Origin of the sequence: Streptomyces sp. V4I2 (genome assembly GCF_030817655.1) — a bacterium.
Taxonomy (GTDB): Bacteria; Actinomycetota; Actinomycetes; order Streptomycetales; family Streptomycetaceae; genus Streptomyces; species Streptomyces plumbiresistens.
Genome location: NZ_JAUSZM010000003.1, coordinates 7052272 through 7076489, shown reverse-complemented (window position 1 = coordinate 7076489; position 24218 = coordinate 7052272). Strand labels below are relative to the sequence as shown.

16 protein-coding genes and 1 pseudogene are annotated in these 24218 nt (G+C 71.3%); 4 read left to right on the top strand and 13 right to left on the bottom strand.

The window, feature by feature from the left end:
- Positions 1 to 15: 15 nt before the first annotated feature.
- The 5 genes from QFZ76_RS33480 to QFZ76_RS33460 all read right to left on the bottom strand — a co-directional run bounded on the left by QFZ76_RS33480 (position 16) and on the right by QFZ76_RS33460 (position 3913).
- Positions 16 to 225, bottom strand: coding sequence for a hypothetical protein (locus QFZ76_RS33480; RefSeq protein ID WP_307677192.1), 210 nt, complete (start codon positions 223 to 225; stop codon positions 16 to 18).
- A gap of 138 nt (positions 226 to 363) precedes the next feature.
- Positions 364 to 687 carry a hypothetical protein gene (locus tag QFZ76_RS33475; RefSeq protein WP_307677191.1) on the bottom strand — a complete coding sequence of 108 codons (324 nt, stop codon included), beginning with the start codon at positions 685 to 687 and terminating at the stop codon, positions 364 to 366.
- A complete protein-coding gene (locus QFZ76_RS33470) occupies positions 684 to 1052 on the bottom strand; it encodes a WhiB family transcriptional regulator (RefSeq protein WP_252546277.1) in 369 nt (122 codons plus the stop codon). The genes QFZ76_RS33475 and QFZ76_RS33470 overlap by 4 nt, the downstream gene beginning before the upstream one ends.
- Before the next feature lie 175 nt (positions 1053 to 1227).
- Entirely contained in the window at positions 1228 to 1548 is a 321-nt protein-coding gene (locus tag QFZ76_RS33465) for a hypothetical protein (protein WP_266434050.1), read from the bottom strand.
- A gap of 166 nt (positions 1549 to 1714) precedes the next feature.
- Positions 1715 to 3913, bottom strand: a complete 2199-nt coding sequence (locus QFZ76_RS33460; protein WP_307677190.1) for an ATP-dependent DNA helicase UvrD2 — start codon at positions 3911 to 3913, stop codon at positions 1715 to 1717.
- A gap of 184 nt (positions 3914 to 4097) precedes the next feature.
- On the opposite strand from QFZ76_RS33460, the gene QFZ76_RS33455 reads away from it, so the two are divergent.
- On the top strand, positions 4098 to 4340 hold the full coding sequence (locus tag QFZ76_RS33455) for a mycoredoxin (RefSeq protein WP_266434053.1): 243 nt from the start codon (positions 4098 to 4100) through the stop codon (positions 4338 to 4340).
- Between the two features lie 67 nt (positions 4341 to 4407).
- Here the strand turns inward: QFZ76_RS33455 and nudC are convergent, their stop codons facing one another.
- From nudC to QFZ76_RS33430, 5 genes and pseudogenes are all read right to left on the bottom strand, one after another.
- On the bottom strand, positions 4408 to 5352 hold the full coding sequence (gene nudC / locus QFZ76_RS33450; protein ID WP_307677189.1) for an NAD(+) diphosphatase: 945 nt from the start codon (positions 5350 to 5352) through the stop codon (positions 4408 to 4410).
- A 154-nt stretch (positions 5353 to 5506) separates the two neighbouring features.
- Positions 5507 to 6919 (bottom strand): dipeptidase, encoded by a 1413-nt coding sequence (locus QFZ76_RS33445; protein ID WP_307677188.1) that lies wholly within the window; start codon positions 6917 to 6919, stop codon positions 5507 to 5509.
- Between the two features lie 10 nt (positions 6920 to 6929).
- Entirely contained in the window at positions 6930 to 10460 is a 3531-nt protein-coding gene (locus QFZ76_RS33440) for an ATP-dependent DNA helicase (protein WP_307677187.1), read from the bottom strand.
- A 105-nt stretch (positions 10461 to 10565) separates the two neighbouring features.
- Positions 10566 to 13887: pseudogene (locus QFZ76_RS33435) on the bottom strand (ATP-dependent helicase).
- A gap of 449 nt (positions 13888 to 14336) precedes the next feature.
- Positions 14337 to 14723 (bottom strand): MGMT family protein, encoded by a 387-nt coding sequence (locus QFZ76_RS33430; RefSeq protein ID WP_307677186.1) that lies wholly within the window; start codon positions 14721 to 14723, stop codon positions 14337 to 14339.
- 186 nt (positions 14724 to 14909) lie between these two features.
- Here QFZ76_RS33430 and QFZ76_RS33425 point away from each other — a divergent pair, with 186 nt between their 5' ends.
- The 3 genes from QFZ76_RS33425 to QFZ76_RS33415 all read left to right on the top strand — a co-directional run bounded on the left by QFZ76_RS33425 (position 14910) and on the right by QFZ76_RS33415 (position 21019).
- Positions 14910 to 17696: a lysylphosphatidylglycerol synthase transmembrane domain-containing protein gene (locus QFZ76_RS33425; RefSeq protein ID WP_307677185.1), complete on the top strand. Its 2787-nt coding sequence runs from the start codon at positions 14910 to 14912 to the stop codon at positions 17694 to 17696.
- An 89-nt stretch (positions 17697 to 17785) separates the two neighbouring features.
- Positions 17786 to 19330 carry an alpha/beta hydrolase gene (locus tag QFZ76_RS33420; protein WP_307677184.1) on the top strand — a complete coding sequence of 515 codons (1545 nt, stop codon included), beginning with the start codon at positions 17786 to 17788 and terminating at the stop codon, positions 19328 to 19330.
- Positions 19331 to 19468: 138 nt separating this feature from the next.
- Positions 19469 to 21019: an alpha/beta hydrolase gene (locus tag QFZ76_RS33415; RefSeq protein ID WP_307677183.1), complete on the top strand. Its 1551-nt coding sequence runs from the start codon at positions 19469 to 19471 to the stop codon at positions 21017 to 21019.
- An 86-nt stretch (positions 21020 to 21105) separates the two neighbouring features.
- On the opposite strand, the gene moeZ is transcribed toward QFZ76_RS33415, so the two are convergent.
- The 3 genes from moeZ to QFZ76_RS33400 form a co-directional block, all read right to left on the bottom strand.
- Complete coding sequence (moeZ, locus tag QFZ76_RS33410) at positions 21106 to 22284, bottom strand: adenylyltransferase/sulfurtransferase MoeZ (protein WP_307677182.1); 1179 nt, start codon at positions 22282 to 22284, stop codon at positions 21106 to 21108.
- A gap of 63 nt (positions 22285 to 22347) precedes the next feature.
- A complete protein-coding gene (locus QFZ76_RS33405) occupies positions 22348 to 23097 on the bottom strand; it encodes a spherulation-specific family 4 protein (protein WP_307677181.1) in 750 nt (249 codons plus the stop codon).
- Positions 23085 to 24044: an NAD(P)-dependent oxidoreductase gene (locus tag QFZ76_RS33400; protein WP_307677180.1), complete on the bottom strand. Its 960-nt coding sequence runs from the start codon at positions 24042 to 24044 to the stop codon at positions 23085 to 23087. Before QFZ76_RS33400 ends, QFZ76_RS33405 begins: the two co-directional genes overlap by 13 nt.
- Positions 24045 to 24218 lie beyond the last annotated feature (174 nt).

The window sequence follows — 24218 nt, the reverse complement described above, 5'->3', positions numbered from 1 at the left end:
GGCTTCGCGGGAGCCTCACCACCAGGCCGAGTCCAGCCGCCCCTCGATCGCCCTGAGGTTCTCCCGGGAGCAGGTGTCGCAGAAGTACTGACGGACGCCGTTCTCCACGGAGCAGGTCCAAGTGGGCTGCGGGCCCTCGGCCGCGGTGCCGCACCGAGCGCACACAAGGGCCTCGGACTCCCTGGCGGAGCCGCTGTCGTCACTGCCTCCGGAAAGACTCGTCACTCGGCGACGATATCCCCGCGGCCTGCGGATCGGCGGACACAACGCACCGCGGGGGCCGGTCCGTTCGGACGGACCGGCCCCCGCGGGAAGAGCTTCGCCTCCCTGGCCGGGAGGCCACCGCTTCAGGTGTGTTCGGGATTACTGCATGACGGCCATGGCGAGCGCCCGGCGGGCACGCAGCGAGGCGCGCTCCGCCCGGCGCTGCATCCGGCGAGCGGTCACCAGGCGCGTGGCCCGGCGTTCCCGCTCGGCGTCCCGCAGGCGCTCGTGCATATGCGCACGAGCCAGGGCTTCTGGAATGAGTTGCATCTCTCGGGTCCTGTTCTGGCGCGAGTCGATCGCACCACTGGTGGTGAAGTCTTCAGGCGCGGAGCCTGCGAGTTCGTCGATGGACGGCTTCATCGGGGCCTGCTTCTTGGGGTCGTGCGTGAGGGGGCGATCGATCGTTCCTGCGGTGTTCATGCCGAGACCGGGTTCTTGCGCGGGCGACCACGCGGCCGCTTCCGGGCTACGACGACACCCTGGACGAACAGCTCGCCACCCCAGACGCCCCAGGGCTCGCGCCGCTCCTTGGCACCGGCGAGGCAAGCCTCGACCAGCGGGCAGGTGCGGCAGAGCGACTTGGCGTACTCGACGTCGGCCGGCGACTCGGCGAAGAAGACCTCCGGGTCGTACGAACGGCAGGGGACGGGTACGCCGAGGTTCTCGATGGCGTCGTCGAGCGCGGTGAGCGCAGTGAGCGGAGTCAAGGTGGAGTCCTCCGTGAGGCCGGGCGGGGGGATCGTTTCGGAAGGCGGTACGGACGGGGCGTGCGCTTCGAGTTGCACGGTTCGTCTTCCTCGTCTGTCGTTCCGGCCCTGTTGGGCCGAGTGGCGGCTGGTACCGGGTTCTTTTCTTGTCCCGAGGCCCCTTCGCTCCGCTGTCCCCGTTCGGGGACAAACAGAAGGGCCGCGGATCCCGGATGGGGTTCCGCGGCCCTGAAGGCACCGGCCTGATGGTCGATCAGGCTGGATCACTCCAGGGTTCTGGCCCACGGAAGGCCCACATCTGGTGGTGCTGCGTCGTCTGCTTCCGGCTACCGGCACCGGCGGCCGCAAAGGCATAGGCGTGCGCCTGTGCCCCTACTGCTTCCAGTGCCTTGGTCGGTCGCTCATTGCGCTCCCGGACGGGAAGGCCCGCGAGAGACACGGAGGACGCCGGACGGACGGCAGGAATGCCGGACAGACCGGTGCCCAGGTTCGAGACGCCGAGCATGCACGTGGAGACGACCGAGCGATCGGTCACTTTGGCGGTGCTGATGGAGCTGAAGTTGATGCTGATCACTGGAATCGCCTCCTCTCGGCGTCTAGAGGGACCGGGGGTGAACCGGTCCGACGGATATGCAAGTACAGCACGAAAGCGGGGCCTCCGAGAAGGCCTCCGGTCTCGTGGCTACGAACCTATGGGGATTGCTGGGGCATGCGCAAACTATTTTTTCGACGAGTTCGCGTCAGTCCCCAACTTCTTCTCCTGCGAGGTCCTGGCCTGCGCAGATCGCCAGGACATCGGCTCCGTAGCGGTTGAGCTTGCGCATCCCGACCCCGGGGATCCGCGCCAGCTCCGCGTCGTCGTCGGGGACGGACTCCGCGATCGCCATCAGCGTCTTGTCGGTGAAGACGCAGAAGGCGGGCTGCCCGCTGCGCTGCGCCTGGACCGCACGCCACTCACGCAGCCGCTCGTAGAGCCCCTCGTCCATGTCCGACGGGCAGTCCTCACAGCGCATCAGCTTCAGCTCACCGGCGTCGGTGAGCGTGCGCCCGCACACCCGGCAGCGCGCCGGGGTGCGCTGCGTGCGCCGTGGGACGGCGGCGCCGGCTCTGCTGGTGGTGAAGCCCCGCTCGACACCTCCAGGGCCCGCAGCACTCCGTCCGGCGGCGCCGGCCGAGCCGGGCCGCAGACCGTCGAGGAAGCGGCTGGGCCTGCGACTGGGACGGCCGCCAGGCGCGCGGGACAGCGCCCAGGACACATACAGGCGCTCTCTGGCACGGGTGACGCCGACATAGAGGAGGCGGCGCTCCTCCTCGATCTGCTCGTCGGTCTTTGCGTAGGTGATCGGCATCATGCCCTCGGCGACACCGACCAGGAAGACGACGTCCCACTCCAGTCCCTTGGCCGAGTGCAGGGAGGCGAGCGTGACGCCCTCGACGGTCGGTGCGTGCTGCGCGCTCGCCCGCTCATCGAGCTCGGCCACCAGATCGCTCAGAGTGGCGCCGGTTCTGGAGGCTGCGAAGTCCTGCGCGAGGTTCACCAGGGCGGCCAGCGACTCCCAGCGCTCCCGGACGGCCCCGGAGCCGGCCGGCGGCTGGGTGGTCCAGCCCTCGCCCGACAGCACGGCACGCACTTGGGAGGGCAGGTCGACGGCGTCGTCGAGGAGGGAGTCGTTGCCGCCGAAGCGGGCCGCGCCGCGCAGGGCGACGCCCGCCTTGCGCACTTCGGGGCGGTCGAAGAACCGCTCGGCACCTCGCAGCTGGTAGGGGACACCGGCGTCGGCGAGGGCCTGTTCGTAGGTCTCGGACTGGGAGTTGGTGCGGAACAGGACGGCGATCTCGCTGGCCCGGCAGCCCGCGTCGATGAGCTCGCGGATGCGGCGGGCGGCGCCCTCGGCCTCGGCGGGCTCGTCGGTGCATTCGGTGTAGACGGGCTCGGGGCCGGCAGCGCGCTGGGAGATCAGCTCCAGCCGGTGGTCGGCGGCGCGGCCCCTGGCCTGGGCGAGCAGGCCGTTGGCGAGATGGACCACCTGCGGAGTGGAGCGGTAGTCGCGGACCAGCTTGACGACGGTGGCCCCGGGGTGGCGGGTGCGGAAGTCGAGCAGGTGGTCGGGAGTTGCTCCTGTGAACGAATAGATCGTCTGGCTGGCGTCGCCGACCACGCACAGGTTCTCCCGGTCGCCCAACCACAGCTCCAGCAGGCGCTGTTGGAGGGGACTGACGTCCTGGTACTCGTCGACGACGAAGTGCTGATACTGGGAGCGGACCTGCTCGGCGATGTCGTGCCGGTCCTGGAGGACCGCGACGGTCAGCAGCAGGACGTCCTCGAAGTCGATGACCCCGCGGGCGCGCTTAAGGTCCTCGTAGGCGGAGTAGACCTGGGCGATCTCCGCCGGGTTCCGGGGGGCCTCGCGGCCGGCCTTGGCGGCCGCGAGGGCGTAGTCGGCGGGGACGGTCTGGGTGACCTTGGACCACTCGATCTCACCGGTGACGTCCCGCAGCTCGCCCCGGTCGAGGCGGATGCGGCAGGCGGCGGCAGCGTCGGCGACGAGCTGGACCTTGCGGTCGACCAGCCGGGGCATGGAGCCGCCGACGGCTTTCGGCCAGAAGTACTGGAGCTGGCGCAGGGCGGCCGAGTGAAAGGTGCGGGCCTGGACACCGGCGGCGCCGAGCTGGCGCAGCCGGCCGCGCATCTCCCCGGCGGCACGGTTGGTGAAGGTGACGGCCAGCACGCTGGAGGGCTGGAGGATCCCGGCGCGCACGCCGTAGGCGATGCGGTGGGTGATCGCCCGTGTCTTGCCCGTGCCGGCGCCCGCCAGCACGCACACCGGGCCGTGCAGGGCGGTGGCCACCTCGCGCTGCTCGGGGTCGAGCCCTTCGAGCACCGCGTCGGCCGAGCCCGGTGTCTGCGGGAAGAGGGTGGAGTGCGTTGCTGCTGTCACACGGCCATGCTGCCAGGTCGCCGGAGACGGGTGAGCCGGTTGTCCACAGGCAGGCACTCGTAGTCGTACTAATGCGGCAGGTGTCACGTCCGGCGGACCCCGGCCACCGGGAATGGTGGTCCTTCCACATACGTTTCCCACTGCGAGCGCACATCCGCCGACCCGCCGAAGGAGCACGAGAGACATGCAGGGCACTGTGACGATGTACAGCACCACGTGGTGCGGCTACTGCCGTCGGCTGAAGAGCCAGATGGACCGCGAGGGCATCGCGTACAACGAGATCAACATCGAGCAGGACCCTGACTCCGCCGCGTTCGTCGAGAAGGCGAATGGCGGGAACCAGACGGTTCCGACCGTGCTCTTCCCGGACGGCTCGACGCTCACGAACCCTTCGCTGGCTCAGGTCAAGCAGAAGATCGGCGCGTAACCGCTGCGCGGACGTGTTCCGGAAGGCGGTCCCTGACGTGCGTCAGGGACCGCCTTCTTGTGGTTTGTCAGACGAAGCTCCTCGTCGGCAACGGCTTGCCGTACCAGAGCTCGATCAGGCGGGCCGCGATCGAGATGCCGTACGGCGGGAGCACCTCGCCGGACTCGAAGGCGGCGCCGAGTTCGTCGCGGGAGAACCAGCGGGCCTCGTGGATCTCGTCGCCGTCGACGTCGATGTCGGTCGAGGTGGCGCGGGCCATGAAGCCCAGCATGAGACTGGACGGGAAGGGCCAGGGCTGGCTGGCGACGTACTCGACCTGGCCGATCGTGATCCCGGCCTCCTCGAAGACCTCGCGGCGCACCGACTGCTCGACGGCCTCACCGGGTTCGACGAACCCGGCGAGCGTCGAGAAGCGGCCTTCGGGCCAGTGGACCTGACGGCCCAGCAGTATGCGGTCGTCCTCGTCGGTGACGGCCATGATCACGGCGGGGTCGGTGCGCGGGTAGTGCTCGGCACCGCAGGCCTGGCAGCGGCGGATGTGGCCGGCCGCTGCGATGACCGTGCGTTCGCCGCAGCGGGAGCAGAAGCGGTGCGTGCGCTGCCAGTTCTCCAGCCCGACCGCGTGCACCATCAGACCGGCCTCGCGCGGCGACAGGAGCAGGCCGGCCTCGCGCAGGCCGGCCGCGCGTGCGGACTGGTCGATACGCCCGGGAAGCGCGTCCTTCTGGAGGGCGAAGTAGCGCACGCCGTCTTCGTCGATGCCGAGAAAGTAGCGGTGTGCCTCGGTGAGGGGGGCCTCGAAGGACGGGGTCATGACGAGTTCGGTACGGCCCTCGGCCGTCTCGTCGATGAGGACCTGGCCGCCGGAGACCACGAAGCAACGGGTGGTGGGGTGGCTCCATGCCGCCGCGAGCCAGGCCTCGTCGAGCCGGTGGTGGGCGGCCCGGTCGATGCCGCTCGGAGCGGTGAGCGAGATGGGGCGGTCGGCGGTGTGGTCGGTCCAGGTGGTCACGAGTGCTTCCAACTCCCCCGGGGGAAAGGGTGTTTCGCGGGCGGTCCAGCGGGACGTACGGCGGGAGGCGACCGGGTCCGGCGGGGCGTGGCGGTACGGGGCGGTTCTTCCAGTGTGCCCCGCATGCCAGGCCGATCCGGGCGGTGCGGGACGGTCAGGGCGCATGGCGCCAGTTCTCCGCGAGATCGCCCCAGAGGTACGCGGTGGTCTCGACGCCCTTGAGGAGGAGGTCCAGCTCGACCTTCTCGTTCGGGGCGTGCCAGCCGTCGGACGGGACGGAGATGCCGAGGAAGAGCACGGGTGCGCCGAGGACCTCCTCGAGATCGGCGGCCGGTCCCGAGCCGCCCACACGCGTGAAGCCGACGGGCTTGTCGAAGGCTCGGCTCATGGCGCGGACGACGGACTGCAGGGCCGGGTGGTCCAGCGGTGTCAGGCACGGGCGCGTGGCCGCGCCGAAGGAGATCTCGTAGCGGATCCCGGCGGGCACCTGCTCGGCGGCCCAGTCGCGGACGGCCTTCTCGATGTGATCGGGGTCCTGGCCCGCGACCAGCCGGAAGGAGAGCTTCAGCAGGGCGGAGGACGGGATGATCGTCTTGCTGCCGGGGCCCTGGTAGCCGCCGCCGATGCCGTTGACCTCGGCGGTGGGGCGGGCCCAGATGCGCTCCAGGGTGGTGTGCCCGAACTCACCGTGGGTGGCGTGCGACTTGGCCGTGCGCAGCCACTCCTGCTCGTCGAAGGGCAGCTCGGCGAAGAGTGCGCGTTCACGGTCGGTGAGCTCGACGATGCCGTCGTAGAAGCCGGGGACCGCCACGCGCGCGTGCTCGTCGTGCAGGGCGGCGACGAGGCGGGCAGCGGCCGTGGCCGGGTTGGGGACGGCGCCGCCGAAGGCGCCGGAGTGGATGTCCTGGTCGGGGCCGTACAGCCGTATCTCGCACTCGGCGAGGCCGCGCATGCCGGTACATACCGTGGGAGTGTCCTCGGACCACATGCTGGTGTCGGACACGATGACGACGTCGGCGGCGAGCCTCTGCGCGTGCTCCTGGACGAGTGCGCGGAAGTGCGGGGACCCGGACTCCTCCTCGCCCTCGATCAGCAGCTTGAGGTGCACGGCCGGCGCGGTGCGGCCGGTGGCGGCGAGGTGGGCGCGGACGCCGAGTGTGTGGAAGAACACCTGGCCCTTGTCGTCGGCCGCCCCGCGCGCGTAGAGACGGTTCTCCCGGATGACGGGCTCGAAGGGCTCGCTGTCCCAGCCGTCCTCGCGGGCGGCGGGCTGCACGTCGTGGTGGCCGTAGACCAGGACCGTGGGCGCCTCGGGGTCGTCGCAGGGCCATTCGGCGAAGACGGCGGGCGCGCCCGGTGTCTCCCAGACCTCGGCGGTCGGGAAGCCGGTCTCCTGAAGCCTGGCGGCGAGCCAGTCGGCGCTGCGGCGTACGTCGGTCGCGTGGTCGGGCTGGGCCGACACGGACGGGATGCGCAGCCACTCGGCGAGCTCGTCGAGGAAGGCGGCACGGTGCCGCGCGATGTACGTACGGACGGCGCTGACGGCACTGTCAACGGGCTGGCTCATGGTCACGAGCCTATCGGCCCGCACCGACATCCTCGTCGTGCGGTTCCTCACCCCCCGGCTCCTCCAGCAGCAGCCGCTCCAGTGCGGCTCTGCCGGGCAGGTCGTCCGGTCGTACGACCTCGCCGCTGCGTACGTAGAGGAAGGTTGCCGTGACCGACTCCAGGGGTACGCCCTGCCGCTCGGCCCAGGCGAGCCGGTAGACGGCGAGCTGGAGCGGATCCGCGGTGCGGGTGCGGCTGGTCTTCCAGTCGACGATCTCGTACGTGGCCGTCGGGCCGTCGCCCTCCTTGTAGACGGCGTCGATACGGCCCCGGACCACGCGCCCGGCGATCGCGAGCTGGAAGGGGGCCTCCACGCGGTAGGGCGTGCGCTGGGCGTACTTGGTGCGCTCGAAGGCGTCCTTGAGGGCTTCGAGATCGCGTTCGTCGGCGATCTCGGCCTCGCTGCCGGGCAGTTCCTCCGGCTCCAGCATGGGCAGCGTCAGCGCCTCGAAGCGGGACTCGATCCAGGCGTGGAAGCGGGTGCCACGGCGCGCTGCCGGCTGCGGCGGGCGGGGCATGGGACGGGCCAGTTCCTGGGCGAGGCCCGCCGGGTCGGCGGCCAGGCGCATCAGCTGGGACGCGGTCAGCGACGCGGGCAGGGGGACGTCGGTGACGCTTTCGCGGGCGCGCAGGAGTTCACCGGTGAGGGCGTCGAGGTCACGGTCCCAGGAGGCGATGGTGCGGGCCTCTTCCGGGGTGAGGGGCGCGCTTCCCGGTTCCGTGGGGTGGGGCCGCGCCGGTTCGGTACGGGGGTGTTCCGTGGCGCCCGGCCCCACGGCCTGGTGCGGGACGGTCGGGCGATCCGCACTCCAGGAGTCCCAGTCGGCCGAGTCCTCCCCGGCGAACGAGGCCTCCTCGTAGGGGTCGAGTTCGTAGGGGTCGGGCTCGGGAACCGCGTCGTCCTCGGGAACCACGTCGTCGTCCAGCGGCACGGGCCAGTCCGGGTCGTCGAAGGTGTCCGGGTCGTGCAGGGCGGCGGGGTGGCCGTCCTCGTGGGAGGCGAGGTGTTCCAGGTGGGTCAGGACCGTCTCGGCGGCCGCGCGGCGGCGGGCCAGGGATGTCTCGTCCAGGGGCAGGGGCCACACCTGGTCGGCGGTCCGCTGGTGCAGGGCCGGGTTCTCCTCGTCCTCGGCGGGCTCGTCCGCCCAGGCCTCGATCTCGCCGTGTCCGGCCGCGCAGTGCTCGTACAGGGCCTGGAGGAAGTCGGACGGCCCGCGCGGCTTCTTCTGGGTGGGGCCCCACCAGTGGCCGGAGCCGAGCAGCAGGGAGCGGGGGCGGGTGAAGGTGACGTAGCCGAGGCGGAGTTCCTCGGTGTGTTGGTGCTCCTTCATGTCCTCGTGGAAGGCCCTCAGGCCGCGGGAGTCCCAGGAGGTGACGTCGGGGAGGGTGTCGGCGTCGCCGCGCAGTTCGTGCGGCACCACCTTGCCCTGGGCGGTCCACTTCTCGCGGCCCTGGGTGCTGGGGAAGGTGCCCGTGACCAGTCCGGGGACGGCCACGACGTCCCACTCCAGGCCCTTGGACTTGTGCGCGGTGAGCACCTTGACGGTGTTCTCGCCGCCGGGGAGGGCGTTGTCGAGGCCCTTCTCGTACTGGGCGGCGGTGCGCAGGAAGGCGAGGAAGGCGAGCAGGCTCGTCTCGTTGTCGCCGGCGGTGAACGAGGCGGCGACGTCCAGGAAGTTGGAGAGGGTCTCGCGGCGGCGGGCGGCCAGGGCGTGCGGGGACGCCGACAGTTCCACCTCCAGGCCGGTGACGGCGAGGACGCGGTGCAGGACGTCCATCAGCGGGTCGGACAGCGAGCGGCGCAGGTCGCGCAGTTCGGTGGCCAGGCGCGCGAACCGCACGCGCGCGTCCGGCGAGAAGGGCAGCCCGTCGTCGTCCCCGTCGCCGTCGAGCGGCGTCTCCAGGAACGTGTCGAGGGCGTCGGCGAGCGATATCACCTCGGCCGGGTCGACCCCTTCGACGGCCTCGGCGAGCCGGCGGTCCGGGTCGTCCTCGCCGTCCACGCGCGCGTGGGAGACGAGCAGCCGGGCGCGTCGCCCCAGGAGGGCAAGGTCGCGCGGGCCGATGCGCCAGCGCGGGCCGGTCAGCAGACGGACGAGGGAGGCGTTGGCGCCGGGGTCCTGGAGGACCTCGCAGACGGCGACGAGGTCGGCGATCTCGGGCAGGTGCAGCAGCCCGGACAGGCCGACGACCTCCACGGGGACGTCCCGGGCGACGAGCGCGCCCTGGATCTCGGCGAAGTCGGTGGCCGTACGGCACAGGACAGCGATCTCACCGGGTGCCTTGCCCGTGTTCACCAGGTGCGCAATGGAGTCGGCGAGCCAGTCGAGCTCCTCGGCGTGGGTCGGCAGGAGGGCGCAGCGGACCATGCCGTCGCGTTCGGCGCCGGGGGCCGGGCGCAAGGCCTCCACGCCCGCGTGCATGGCGCGCAGGGGCTCGGCGAGGCCGTTGGCGAGGTCGAGGAGGCGGCCGCCGCTGCGGCGGTTCTCGCTGAGCGACTGACGGGCGGCGAGGCGGCCGTCGGCATGGGCGAAGTGCTCGGGGAAGTCGTCCAGGTTGGCCACCGAGGCGCCGCGCCAGCCGTAGATCGCCTGACAGGGGTCGCCGACCGCGGTCACGGGGTGGCCGGTGCCGCCGCCGAACAGGCCCGCCAGGAGGACGCGCTGGGCCACTGAGGTGTCCTGGTACTCGTCCAGGAGCACCACCCGGAACTCGTCGCGCAGGACGCGGCCCACCTCGGGGATCCGGGCGAGCCGGGCGGACAGGGCGATCTGGTCGCCGAAGTCCAGCAGGTCGCGGTCGCGCTTGGCAGCGCGGTAGCGGACGACCAGTTCGGCGAGTTCACGGCGGGCGGCGGCCGTCTCGGGCACTTTGCGCAAGGCGTCGTTGGTGAGCTTGGCGCCCTGCAGAGCTCGCAGCAGGTCGGCGTCGTAGGCACGCAGGTCCTCGGGTCGGACGAGGTGTTCGGCGAGCTCGGCGTCGAGCGCGAGGAGGTCGCTGACCAGGTCGGCGAAGGAGCGGGTCAGCGCCGGGTAGGGGCCGGGAGCCTCGCGCAGTACGCGCGCGGCGAGCTGGAAACGGGTGGCGTCGGCGAGCAGGCGGGAGGTCGGTTCGAGGCCGATGCGCAGGCCGTGGTCGGTCAGCAGGCGGCCCGCGAAGGCGTGGTAGGTAGAGATCACCGGCTCGCCCGGCGGGTTGTCCGGGTCGATGACGTCGGGGTCGGTGACGCCGGCCTTGATCAGCGCCTTGCGGACGCGCTCGGCGAGCTCACCGGCGGCCTTGTTGGTGAAGGTGAGGCCGAGCACCTGTTCGGGAGCGACCTGGCCGGTGCCGACCAGCCAGACCACGCGGGCCGCCATCACCGTCGTCTTGCCCGAGCCGGCTCCGGCCACGATCACCTGCGGGGCGGGCGGCGCGGTGATGCAGGCCGTCTGCTCCGGGGTGAACGGGATGCCGAGGAGCTCCTTGAGCTGATCGGGATCGGTGATACGGGCGGGCATGTCGGAGAGGCTAGCGGCGGACACTGACAGTCGAGGACACATCGCCCTCGGGGCCGGGTGAAGCGCAGGTCAGCACACGTGGTGCGACTGATCACACCAGTGCGCTCACTCCACCACGTGCCGTCCCTCCGGCTGCGCGCTGCACGACGCCCGGAACGCGCAGTGCGAGCAGTGCTGGCCCGCACTCGGCGTGAACCGTTCGTCGAGAACCTTGCCGGCGGCCGTGGCCAGCAGATCGCCGACCCACTCCCCCTCCAGCGGCTCCTGGGCCTGCACCTTGGGCAAGGTCTCGCCGCCGTCCCGCTTGGCGGCGCCCTGGCGGAGCTGGACGAGTTCGGCGCCGCCCGGCTCGGGGCGCACTCCGTCGAAGACCTCGTCGACGGCGCCCTCGCGGACGGCGAGCTGGTAGACGGCGAGCTGGGGGTGGTGCTCCACCTCGGCGGCGCTGGGCGCCTGCTTGCCGGTCTTGAAGTCGACGACGTAGGCGCGGCCCTCGCCGTCGGCCTCCACCCGGTCCATCTGGCCGCGGATGCGCACCTCGACCTCGCCCGCCTCAAGGGTCACGTCGAAGTCGTGCTCACTGGCGACCGGTGTGCGCCCGCTGCGGTCCATGACATGCCACTTCAGGAAGCGTTCGAGAGCCACGCGCGCGTTGTCCTTCTCCTGCGCCGACTTCCACGGCGCGTCGAAGGCGAGCGCGTTCCACACGGAGTCGAGGCGTTCCATGAGGACGGCCAGGTCGGCCGGGGTGTGCCCGGAGGCGACCTCGTCGGCGAGGACGTGCACCACGTTGCCGAAGCCCTGGGCGACCGTCGCGGGCGCGTCGGCCTTCACCTCGCGGCCCAGGAACCACTGCAGGGCGCAGGTGTTGGCGAGCTGGTCGAGGGCGCTGCCGGAGAGCACGACGGGCTGGTCGCGGTCGCGCAGCGGGATCTTGCTCTCGGTCGGTTCGAACATGCCCCACCAGCGGTAGGGGTGGGCGGACGGCACCAGGGGGCGGCCCTCCTCGTCGGCGAGTGCGGCGAGTCGGGCCAGCCGGCCGGGCGGCTGCCTCCCTGAGGGTGTCCGAGACGCGCGGGTCGACGGTGGTGGCGCGGAGTTCCGCGACAAGTGCGGCCACCGACAGCGGGCGGCGGGGGCGGCCTGTGACGTCCCTGGGTTCGACGCCGAGTTCGGTCAGGAAGCGGGAGGACTGGTCGCCGTCGTCGGCGGGCGCCTTGACCGCGGTGACGACGAGGCGTTCACGCGCGCGCGTGGCGGCCACGTAGAACAGGCGGCGCTCCTCGGCGAGCAGCGCCCCCGGGGTGAGCGGTTCGGCCAGTCCGTCGCGGCCGATGCGGTCGGCCTCCAGGAGGGAGCCACGCCGACGCAGGTCCGGCCACAGCCCCTCCTGGACGCCAGCGACGACGACGAGCCGCCATTCCAGGCCCTTGGAACGGTGCGCGGTCATCAGGCGGACGGCATCGGGGCGTACGGCACGCCGCGTGAGCGTGTCGGCGGCGATGTCCTCGGCGTCGATCTCCTCCAGGAAGTTCAGGGCGCCCCGGCCGCCGGTGCGCTCCTCCGCGCGGGCGGCGGTCGCGAACAGCGCGCACACGGCGTCCAGGTCCCGGTCGGCGTTGCGTCCCGCGGCGCCGCCGCGTCGGGCGGACCGCTCCAGGCGCGTGGGCCACGGCGTGCCCTCCCAGAGGTCCCACAGCGCCTCTTCGGCCGTACCGCCGCCCGCCAGGCGCTCACGGGCCTTCCTGAGCAGCGCGCCGAGCCGCTGGGCACCTCGCGCGTATGTGGGGTCGTGCACGGCCAGGCGCTCCGGCTCGGCCAGCGCCCGCGCGAGGAGCTCGTCCGAGGGCGGCGGCAGAGGGTTGCCCGCGGCCCGCTCCTCGTCACGCAGGGCACGGCCGAGGCGGCGCAGGTCGGCGGCGTCCATGCTCGCGAGGGGGGAGGCGAGGAGGGTGAGGGCGGTTTCGGTGTCGAGCCAGCAGGTCTCGGGCTCGCGCTCTTCAGAGGGAGCCCCTTCCGGAGGCTGCTCCGTGGCCTTCTCTTGCGTGGCCTCCCCTACTTCGGCTTCTGCGGCTTCTGCGGCTTCTTCGGCTTCTTCGGCCTGCTCCGTGGCCTCCCCTGTTGCGGCCTGCTCCGTTGCTTCCGCTGTTGCGGCCTGCTCTGTGGCTTCCGCCGCTGCCACCGCCCGCAGTGCCGTCAGCAGCGGGGCCACCGCCGGCTCGTGCCGCAGTGGCAGGTCGTTGCCGTCGATGTCCAGGGGCACGCCGGCCGCGGTGAGCGCGCGGCGGACCGTCGGGATGGTGCGGGATCCGGCGCGCACCAGGACGGCCATCTCGCCCCAGGGGACGCCGTCCTCCAGGTGCGCCCTGCGGAGGATGTCGGCGATGTTGTCCAGCTCGGTGCCGGTCGTCGGGTAGGTGTACACCTCGACGCGGCCTCCGTCCCGGACGGGAGTCAGCTCCCGGTGGGCGCGCACCTTGTGGGCCGGAAGGCGGGTCAGCGGCATGCGCTGGGTCAGCAGCCGGGTCGCGGCCAGCAGAGAGGCTCCGGAGCGCCGCGAGGTACGCAGGACCTCGACCGGCGCCGGACGGCCGTCCGCGCGCGGGAAGGTCTGTGGGAAGTCCAGGATGCCGTTCACGTCGGCGCCGCGGAACGCGTAGATCGACTGATCCGGGTCGCCGAAGGCGACGAGGGTGCGGCCGCCGCCGGCGAGGGCGTGCAGCAGTCGTACCTGGGCCGGATCGGTGTCCTGGTACTCGTCGACGAAGACGGCGTCGTACTGCGCGGCGAGCCGCTCGGCGACCTCGGGGCGGCGGGCGAGGAGGACCGCGCGGTGGACCAGTTCGGCGTAGTCGAGCACGCCCTGCAGGTCGAGGACGTCGAGGTACTCGGCGAGGAAGGCGGCCGCCGCACGCCAGTCGGGGCGGCCGATGCGGCGGGCGAAGGCGTCCAGGGCGCCCGGGCCCAGGCCCAGTTCGCGGCTGCGGGCGAGGACCGCGCGGACCTCGTCGGCGAAGCCTCGGGTCGTCAGGCAGGCGCGCAGTTCGTCCGGCCAGCGCACGTGCGCGAGGCCGAGCCGTTCCAGGTCGGGCTGGCCCGCGAGCAGTTCACGGACGGCGACGTCCTGCTCGGGACCGGACAGCAGCCTGAGGGGCTCCACGAACAGGTCGGTGTCCTGGTGGGCGCGGACCAGGGCGTAGCAGAACGAGTGGAAGGTGGTCGCCTGGGGCGCCCGCGCCGCCCCTATGCGCAGCGCCATGCGGTCGCGCAGTTCGACGGCCGCCTTACGGCTGAACGTCAGCACCAGCACGCGCGCGGGGTCACCGCCCCGGGCGATCCTCGCCGCCACCGACTCGACGAGCGTGGTGGTCTTTCCGGTGCCCGGACCTGCGAGAACGAGCAGCGGGCCGGTGGCGTGGTCAACCACGGCGCGCTGTGCGGCGTCCAGACGAGGGGGATCCACGCGGGCCGGCGGGGTACGCACCAGTCGGTAAGCGCCACGGTTCCCCTGTCGCCCCTGTGGGTGCGACAGGCGCTTGGTGGAGGAAGAGGAGCTCACGTGGTTCGCCGGTCCTGGTGGGTGTGCAGTGGGGCTGTCCTCCATGCGGGGAGGACGGTGATCGCGGGATGAAGGGGGCACGTGCAGCCGACGCTACGCCGATGGGAGGCGCGGAAGCAGGGCTTCCTCTTCTTCCCTCACGGCACTCTCGACACGTACGCCCCTCGCCCCACGAACGTACGGCATGCCTCGGACATGCCTGCTTTTCCCAGGCACACCACGCACGTGTCCACTTTTTACCGTCATGTCACAGACGCGCCCCGTTTCGCCCGTACGGCCGTCCGGCCGCCCCTGAGGCCACCCGATGGCGGAAGCTGTCAGGTGTGACCCTCCGCGCGTTCACCGCCGTCCCACCGCGCCCGTCTCATGTCGATGCGCGGGAGATGGCCCTCAGCGGCCCTGCTCGCCTCCTTCAGGGGCGTGCCCTCCGCGCGGTAGCGGCTGAAAGCCTCCAGCTCGTGGCCCGGCAGCAGGACACCGTCCGCGCGGACGACCCGCCACCACGGAACGGCTCCCCCGTAGAGCGCCATGACGCGTCCCACCTGCCGGGGTCCGCCCTCCTCCAGCCACTCCGCGACGTCCCCGTACGTCATGACGCGGCCGGGCGGAATCCGTTCGGCGACGTCGAGGACTCGCTCGGCGTACTCCGGCAGCGCGTCCGCGTACTCCGCACGGGCTTCGTCCGGAAGGCTCTCCTCGCTCATCCGCCCCATCCTGCCCCACCCCACCGACAATGTGACGCGCTCACGACTGTGGGTATCCCTCGCCCTGAGACGGCGCTTCCGGCAGACTGTGCGCCCCCGCTTGTGCACCCTGACACCCCCCTGTGTCCGTGGGGCATGCCACCATCGTGCGGGCGGTGACCGGTGATACGAGACCAAGAAGAGACGATGAAACAGCAGGGTGTGCATCCCGAGGGCGCGGAGAGCACCCCTGCCGCATCGTCGCGCCCGGACACCGCCGACGCGGACGAGAAGACGGACAAGGCGGACGGGGAGACGGCCAAGAAGGGTGCGGGAGACGCCGACAAGGAGGCGCCCTCGGCACCGTCCGGGCCCGACTCCGGCGATCCTGACGAGGTACACGCCGACGAGGTCGAGGGTGACGAACCTCTCCTCCCCGCGCGCGTGCACCGGCCCAACGATCTCATGCGGCTCCTGGTGGGCGTGCTAGCGGTGGCCCTGCTGCTCGCGATCGCCGCGTTCGCCCACGGCACCACCTCGGGCCTCGAGCAGGACATCAACAAGGGCACCGGACGGGCACCGGATCTGCTGATCAAGATCGCCGGGCTGGCGTCCAGCATCGCGATCCTCCTGGTGCCGGTCGCGTTCGCGATCGAGCGGCTGATCAAGCGTGACGGGCTGCGCATCGCCGACGGTGTCCTCGCGGCAGTCCTGGCGCACGGGGTGACCCTCGCCACCGACCTGTGGGTCGCCAAGGGCGCCCCCGACTCGATCCAGGAGGCGCTCACCCAGCCCTCCCCCGGCGACATCCACGCCCTCACCGACCCCGTGCACGGCTATCTGGCGCCCGTCATCGCGTACATGACGGCTGTGGGCATGTCACGCCGGCCACGCTGGCGAGCGGTGCTGTGGATCGTGCTGATGCTCGACGCGTTCTCGATGCTCGTCACCGGCTACACGACACCCTTCTCGATCATCCTGACGGTGCTCATCGGCTGGACCGTGGCCTACGGGACGCTCTACGCGGTCGGCTCGCCCAACGTCCGCCCCACCGGCCGGACGCTGATGGCGGGCCTCAGCCACGTCGGTTTCCGCCCGGTGAGCGCGGCTCGCGAGGAGGTGGCGGAGACCCCGGAGACCGGAGACCGCGGCCGACGCTATTTCGTCACCCTGGAGGACGGTCCACCGCTGGACGTCACGGTCGTCGACCGGGAGCAGCAGGCCCAGGGCTTCTTCTACCGTGCTTATCGCAATCTGACCCTGCGCGGCTTCGCCACCCGCAGCAGCCTCCAGTCGCTGCGGCAGGCGCTGGAGCAGGAGGCGCTGCTCGCCTACGCCGCGATCGCGGCCGGCGCCAACGCGCCCAAGCTGATCGCGACCTCCGAACTCGGCCCCGACGCGGTGATGCTCGTCTACGAGCACACCGGCGGGCGCACCCTCGACTCCCTCGCGGACGAGGAGATCACCGACGAACTGCTGCGCGACACCTGGCACCAGGTGCGGGCGCTGCAGTCCCGGCGCATCGCGCACCGAAGGCTCGTCGGCGACGCGATTCTGGTGGATCGTTCCGGCACGGTGATCCTCACCGACCTGCGCGTCGGCGAGATCGCGGCCGGCGACCTGCTGCTGCGCATGGACACCTCCCAGCTGCTGGTGACGCTCGGCCTCAGGGTGGGCGCCCAGCGCGCGGTGGCCGCGGCCGTGGACGTGCTCGGTCCGGACGCCGTGGCCGACTGTCTGCCGATGCTGCAGCCCATCGCGCTGAGCCGCTCCACGCGCGCGACGCTGCGCAGACTGGCCCGCGAGCGCGCCGAACGCGAGCGGGAGGCGGTCCTCGAGGCGTCCCGGCAGGACAAGCAGGCCCGCCTGGAGGAAGCGCCGCACTCGACCCGGCCCGTACTCGAAAAGCCCGACAAGAGGGCCGTGAAGGCGGAGGCCAGGGCCGAGAAGCGGGCCATCGACGAGGCCCTGGAGGAGGCGCGCGAGGAGGACCTGCTCACGCAGATCCGCCACGAGGTGCTGCTGATCAGGCCGCAGGCCCCGGTGGAGCCGGCCCGCCTGGAGCGGGTGCGGCTGCGCACGCTGCTCAGTTTCATCGCCGGCGCGATCGGCGCGTACTTCCTGCTGACGCAGCTCACGCACATCGAGTTCGGCCCGCTCATCGAGAACGCCGAGTGGGGCTGGGTCGCCGCCGCCGTGGTCTTCTCCGCGCTGAGCTACCTGGCGGCGGCGATGGCCCTGCTGGGCTTCGTGCCCGAGCGGGTGCCCTTCGTGCGGACCGTGGCGGCCCAGGTCGCCGGCTCGTTCGTGAAGATCGTCGCGCCGGCCGCCGTGGGCGGCGTCGCCCTCAACACGCGCTTCCTGCAACGCGCGGGCGTGCGGCCCGGGCTCGCGGTGGCGAGCGTCGGCGCGTCGCAGCTGTTCGGGCTCGGCTGCCACATCCTGATGCTGTTGTCCTTCGGCTATCTGACCGGTACCGAGAAGACACCGTCGCTGTCGCCGTCCCGGACGGTCATCGCGGGTCTGCTGACAGTGGCGGTGCTGGTGCTCGTGGTGACCTCGGTGCCGTTCCTGCGGAAATTCGTCGTCACGCGCGTGAGGTCGCTGTTCGCGGGTGTCGTGCCGCGCATGCTCGACGTGCTCCAGCGGCCGCAGAAGCTGATCACCGGGATCGGCGGCATGCTGCTCCTGACAGCCTGCTTCGTGATGTGTCTGGACGCCTCGATCCGGGCGTTCGGCACCGAGGGCACCTCGATCAGCATCGCCAGCGTCGCCGTCGTCTTCCTCGCCGGCAACGCGCTGGGGTCCGCGGCCCCGACGCCGGGCGGTGTGGGCGCGGTGGAGGCGACCCTGACGGTCGGTCTGATCGCCGTCGGCCTCCCCAAGGAGGTCGCCGCGCCGGCGGTGCTGCTCTTCCGTCTGTTGACGCTGTGGCTGCCGGTGCTGCCCGGCTGGCTCGCCTTCAACTACCTCACGCGCAAGGGAGCGCTGTAGTACGAGCATCCGGTACGGCGGTCCCGGCGGCGTACCTCGTACGGCTCGCGCCCCGAGCGTCCCGTCGTGTGCGACCGCAGGATGGGGTCATGCCGAATCCTCCCCGGCTGCGCGCCGCTGCCCTCACCGCCACCGCCCTTCTGCTGTCCTCCGTGCTGGCGGGCTGCGGTGACGACTCCCAGGACGAGGACCTGTCGGCCCAGGAACTGAGCTGGGAGGACTGTCCGGCACCGTCCCCGGCGGAAGGCGGCGGTGACGCCCCGTCACCTCTCGCGGACGGCGACAAGTGGCAGTGCGCAACTATGAAGACGCCCCTGGACTGGGCCGAGCCCAGCGGCGACACGATCAAGCTCGCGCTGATCCGGGCGAGGGCGAGCGGCGACGAAAGCGAACGCATCGGCTCGCTGGTCTTCAACTTCGGCGGCCCCGGCGGCTCCGGCGTCACCACGCTGCCCGCCTTCGGCGAGGACTACGCGAAACTGCGTACCCGCTACGACCTGGTCAGCTTCGACCCGCGCGGGGTCGGCCGCAGCGTCCCCGTGGAGTGCCAGAACGACCTCCAACTGGACGCCTTCTTCCAGCAGGACGCCACTCCCGACGACGCGGCCGAGCGCAGCACGCTCCTGGACAACACCAAGGAGTTCAACGAGGACTGCGAGGCGAACTCCGAGAAGGTGCTGCCGCATGTCCGCACCACGGACGCGGCCCGCGACATGGACCTGATGCGCCAGGTCCTCGGCGACGCCGAACTGCACTACTTCGGCATCTCGTACGGCACCGAACTCGGCGGTGTCTACGCCCACTTGTTCCCCAAGCGCGTCGGCCGCGCGGTCTTCGACGCGGTCGTGGACCCGACGCAGAACGCCGAACAGGGCTCGCTCGGACAGGCCCGGGGCTTCCAGCGCGCTCTCGACAACTACGCCGAGGACTGCACCTCCAAGGCCGAGGACTGCCCGGTCGGCGACACCGCTCAGGACGTCAAGGACCGCATCGCCAAACTGCTCAAGGACCTCGACCGCAAGCCGATCCTCGGCATCCCCCCGCGCGAGCTGACCCAGACCGCCGCGACCAACGGCATCGCGCAGGCGCTGTACTCACAGGACTTCTGGGAGTACCTCACCGAGGGCCTCGATCAGGCGTACGACGGTAACGGGCAGATCCTGATGGCGCTGTCCGACTCGATGAACGGCCGTAATCAGGACGGCGAGTACAGCAACATCACCGCCGCCAACATCGCCATCAACTGCGCCGACGACAAGCCGCGGTACACCGCCGACCACGTGGAGCGGAAACTGCCCGAGTTCCGGGCCGCCTCCGCCGTGTTCGGCGACTTCCTGGCCTGGGGCATGATCAGCTGCACCGACTGGGCCGTGCCGGGCGCCGCCGACCATCCCGACGTGAGCGCACCCGGTTCCGCGCCGATCCTCGTCGTGGGCAACACCGGCGACCCGGCCACCCCGTACGAGGGTGCGAGGAAGATGGTGGACGCGCTGGGCGAGGGCGTCGGTGTCGAGCTGACCTACCAGGGGCAGGGGCACGGCGCGTACGACAGCAAGAACAAGTGCGTGCAGGACGCCGTGAACGGCTATCTGCTGGACGGGAGGATTCCCGCGGCCAAAACCGTCTGCTCCTGACACATCCCACCCCGAATCGGGGAGAACTCGCAGGTCAGAACGTTATCCACAGGCCGCAGCGGCTGAGCTGAGATCCGCCTACCATGGCCGGAAGCCATCCGCGGCACAGGGCGGACGGCCTGCGAGGGGGGAAGTGCAATGACGCGTTTCGTACGGTGGACGGCCCTGGGCGCCGCCGCCGCACTGCTGGTGACGGGCTGCAGCGGCGGCTCGTCGAGCGATGACAAGGGCGGCCGGAAGACCGGCCGGACACAGCCGTCGGCCGAATCCTCCGGTACGGCCGACTCCGCCCTGCCCTCCTCACTGACCTCCCAGAAGCTCGACTGGGCGCGCTGCAAGGCCACCGCGGACTCCTCCGCGCCGGGCAGCGACTGGCAGTGCGCGACACTCAAGGTGCCGCTGGACTGGTCGAAGCCGGACGGCGAGACGATCGGCCTCGCGCTGATCCGCACCAAGGCCCGGGGCGACAACCGCATCGGCTCGCTCCTGTTCAACTTCGGCGGCCCCGGCGGCTCCGGTGTGTCCACGATGCCTGCGTACGCCGCCACCACCTCCCTCCTCCGCGAGCGGTACGACCTGGTCAGCTGGGACCCGCGCGGAGTGGGCGCCAGCGAGGGCGTCCGCTGCCGCAGCGACAAGAAGATCCAGGCCGCCGAGTCGGTGGACGTCTCACCGGACACACCGTCCGAGGAGTCGGCGTACTTCAAGGACGCCGCCGACTTCGGCAAGGGCTGTGCGAAGGACGCCGGAAAGCTGTTGGCGCACGTCTCGACCACCGACACCGCCCGCGACATGGACCTGATGCGCCAGGTCCTCGGCGACCGGAAGATGCACTACTTCGGCATCTCGTACGGCACCGAACTCGGCGGCGTCTACGCCCACTTGTTCCCGAAGAACGTGGGCCGACTGATCCTGGACGCGGTCGTGGACCCGAGTGCCGACACGGTCGGCCATGCGAAGAACCAGGCCCGGGGCTTCCAGCGCGCACTGGACGACTACCTGAAGTCCACCGGCCAGGACCCGGAGCAGGGCACACAGAAGATCGCGGACCTGCTGAAGGAGATCGACGCGAACCCGCTGCCGACGTCGTCCGGGCGGGAACTGACGCAGACGCTCGCCGTCACGGGCATCGTCCTGCCGCTGTACAGCCAGGACAGCTGGCCCACACTGACCAGCGCCCTGGAGGCGGCGGAGCAGGGCGACGGGTCGGAGCTCCTGGCGCTCGCCGACGGTTACAACGAGCGTGACCCGTCGGGTCGCTACGGCACGACGACCCACTCGCAACGGGTCATATCGTGCTTGGACGACAAGCAGCGGCCGACGGCCGCGGAGACGAAGAAGCTGCTGCCGGAGTTCGAGAAGATCTCGCCCGTCTTCGGAACCTTCCTCGGCTGGGACACGGCCGGCTGGTGTCACAACTGGCCGGTGGCCGGGCAGCACGAGAGCCCGGAGGTGAGCGCGCCCGGAGCGGCGCCGATCCTGGTGGTCGGCAACACGGGCGACCCGGCGACGCCGTACGAGGGCGCGCAGAAGATGGCGGACGAGCTGGGCAAGGGCGTAGGCGTGGTGCTCACCTGGAAGGGCCAGGGCCACGGTGCGTACGGCAGCGGGAGCGACTGCGTGGACTCCACGGTGAACGCGTATCTGCTGGCCGGGACGGTGCCGAGGGACGGCAAGGTCTGCTCATGAAGACGGCGAGGGCCTCGGGCACCGTCGGTGCGCGAGGCCCCCGCCGCTCAGGCCGGGATGCCGGGCCGGTAGACCGGCTGGTGCCGTCAGTAGACCGGCTTGCTCGGCTCGATCTGGTTGACCCAGCCGATCACGCCGCCGCCGACGTGCACGGCGTCGGAGAAGCCCGCGGACTTCAGGACCGCGAGGACTTCCGCACTGCGGACACCCGTCTTGCAGTGCAAGACAATCTTCTTGTCCTGCGGCAGGGTCTCCAGGGCGGTGCCCATGAGGAACTCGTTCTTCGGGATCAGCTTGGCGCCCGGGATGGAGACGATCTCGTACTCGTTGATCTCACGGACGTCGATGATCTCGATGTTCTCGCCGTCGTCGATCCACTCCTTGAGCTGCTTGGGAGTGATCGTCGAGCCGGCGGCCGCCTCCTGGGCCTCCTCGGAGACGACGCCACAGAAGGCCTCGTAGTCGATGAGCTCGGTGACGGTCGGGTTCTCGCCGCAGACCGCGCAGTTCGGGTCCTTGCGGACCTTGACCTGGCGGTACTGCATCTCCAGGGCGTCGTAGATCATCAGGCGACCGACGAGCGGCTCGCCGATGCCCGCGAGGAGCTTGATGGCCTCGTTGACCTGGATGGAGCCGATGGACGCGCACAGCACGCCCAGGACACCGCCCTCGGCGCAGGAGGGGACCATGCCCGGCGGCGGGGGCTCGGGGTAGAGGCAGCGGTAGCAGGGGCCGTGCTCGGACCAGAACACCGAGGCCTGACCGTCGAAGCGGTAGATCGAGCCCCACACGTACGGCTTGTTCAGCAGCACACACGCGTCGTTGACCAGGTAGCGGGTCGCGAAGTTGTCCGTGCCGTCGACGATCAGGTCGTACTGGCTGAAGATGTCCATCACGTTCTCGGCTTCGAGCCGCTCTTCGTGAAGGACCACGTTGACGTACGGGTTGATGCCGAGGACGGAGTCGCGCGCGGACACGGCCTTGGAGCGGCCGATGTCGGCCTGGCTGTGGATGATCTGACGCTGCAGATTCGACTCGTCGACCTCGTCGAACTCCACGATGCCGAGCGTGCCCACGCCCGCGGCGGCCAGGTACATCAACGCCGGCGAGCCCAGGCCGCCGGCGCCCACACAGAGCACCTTGGCGTTCTTCAGCCGCTTCTGCCCGTCCATCCCGACGTCGGGGATGATCAGGTGGCGGGAGTACCTGCGGACCTCGTCTACGGTGAGCTCGGCAGCGGGCTCGACCAGGGGTGGCAGCGACACGGGGACTCCGTTGGTCGGTCAATCATTACGGTTGTTCTCCCCGTAACAGTGCCATGGCCTTTTTCATTCCGAGACACCCGTTCCGATCCGCGAGACGATCTCGTCCCAGTAACCGGGCATGGTCTCCCAGGGATCGGTGCGGCCGCCGCGGTCCGTGCGGTCGGTGAAGTAGATCGTCGACGCCCCCTGCCAGCGGGCGATGCGCAGCGCCTCCTCCAGGTGAGGACGCGGCACCCCGTGGACGAAGTGGCAGAAACGCTCGGGGGGATGATCGGCGGTCCACTCCGCCACCTGCGACCAGCGGTAGTCGCTCCAAGGTCCGGAGAAGGTGACCAGTTGGTCGGCGTTCTCGGCGTAGCCGGGGTACGGGTGGATGCCGTGGCCGAGGACGACGTGGGCCTCCTCACACAGCGCGCGGAGCGTGGTGACCGTGCGGCGGATCTCGGGCAGCGCGGCGCGTTCGGTCGGACAGCGGTCCAGAAGGAAGCCGTCGACCTTGTACCAGTCCATGTAGCGGTGCGCCTCGGAGATCACCTCCCCGAAGGCGCGGGCGCCGTACGCGGTGTCGAGGTGGCCGAGGACGCGGATGCCCGCGTTGCGCAGCCGGCCGGCCGCCTCCAGACAGTGCGGGTCGGGACGGCTGCCGGGACCGTCCGCGACGTTCAGGACGACCCAGTGCAGAGGGATGCCCGGGCGGGTGAGTTCGGCCCACTCGGCCGGGGCGACGAGGGGGTGGGCGAAACCGGGGATGCCGAAGCCGGTGCGCAGGTCGGTGCTCGCCGTGCCCGGTTTGGCGCGGGTCAGATGCGGCATGCCGCCTCCATCCAGATGTCGGCGAGGGACTCTTCGAGGCCGATCCGGGGGCGCCAGCCCAGCCGGTCGCGAGCGGTGCGCACATCGGCCTGCTGCCAGCTGCCACAGCCGTCGGGGTACGGATACGCGACGGTGGCCGCGTGGTCCGACTCGGTGCGGGGGTGGCCGATGGTTGCCCTCAACGGGCCGGAGTGGCCGTCGAGTTCGTGGAGGGCACCGCCGTATCCGGCCACGCGGGCGAGAACCGCAGCGGCGTCGCGCAGGCGGACGGCGCGGCCCGACCCGATGTTGATGACGCCCTGGGCGGCGGAGAGCGAGGCCGCGTGTACGGCGCGGGCCACGTCGCGTACGTCGACGAAGTCGCGCTGGGCTCCGAGTCCGCCGAGTTTGAGCTCGCCGTCGCCGGACTGCATAGCGCGGCGCATGGCTTCGGCGAGGCGGCCGAGCGGGGAGCCGGCGGGGGTGCCGGGGCCCGCGGGTGAGAAGACCCGGAGGACCACGGCGTCCAGACCGGAGCCGAGGACGAGTTCGGTGGCGGCGAGTTTGCTGACGCCGTACGGGCCGCCGGGGCGGGGGACGGCGTCCTCCGCGGTGGAGGAGCCGGGCTGGCTGGGACCGTACTCGGCGCCGCAGCCGATCTGCACGAGACGGGCGCCGCAGCCGCTGCGGCGCAGAGCCTCGCAGACGGTGGCGACGGCGACGGTGTTGTGGCGGGTGAGTTCGCGGGCGCCGCCGCGGGTGGCGCCCGCGCAGTTGACGACCACGCCGGGGTGGACCGCATCGAGGAAGCGGGTGAGGGCGCCGGGGCTGCCGGACGCGAGGTCGAAGCGGACGTCCGCGTCGTCGCCGCGGCCGAGGGCGGTGAGCTGGACGGCCGGGTCGGCGAGCAGGCGGTCGGCGACGAAGCGGCCGAGGTAGCCGTTGGCTCCGATCAGCAGGACTCTCATCGGGCGGCTCCCGGGGCCGAGGCGTCGGGTCGGGAGGTGATCATTTGGGGGTCTCCTTCGGAGAGGTCAAAAGCGGGTGGGGTTGCCCCGTGGTGGGGCCGGATGCCTGCGGCGGCCGGTGCGGGCTCGGTGGGGGTGCCGCCTTCGCCTACGGCGGGTGCGTGGGTCCGGGCC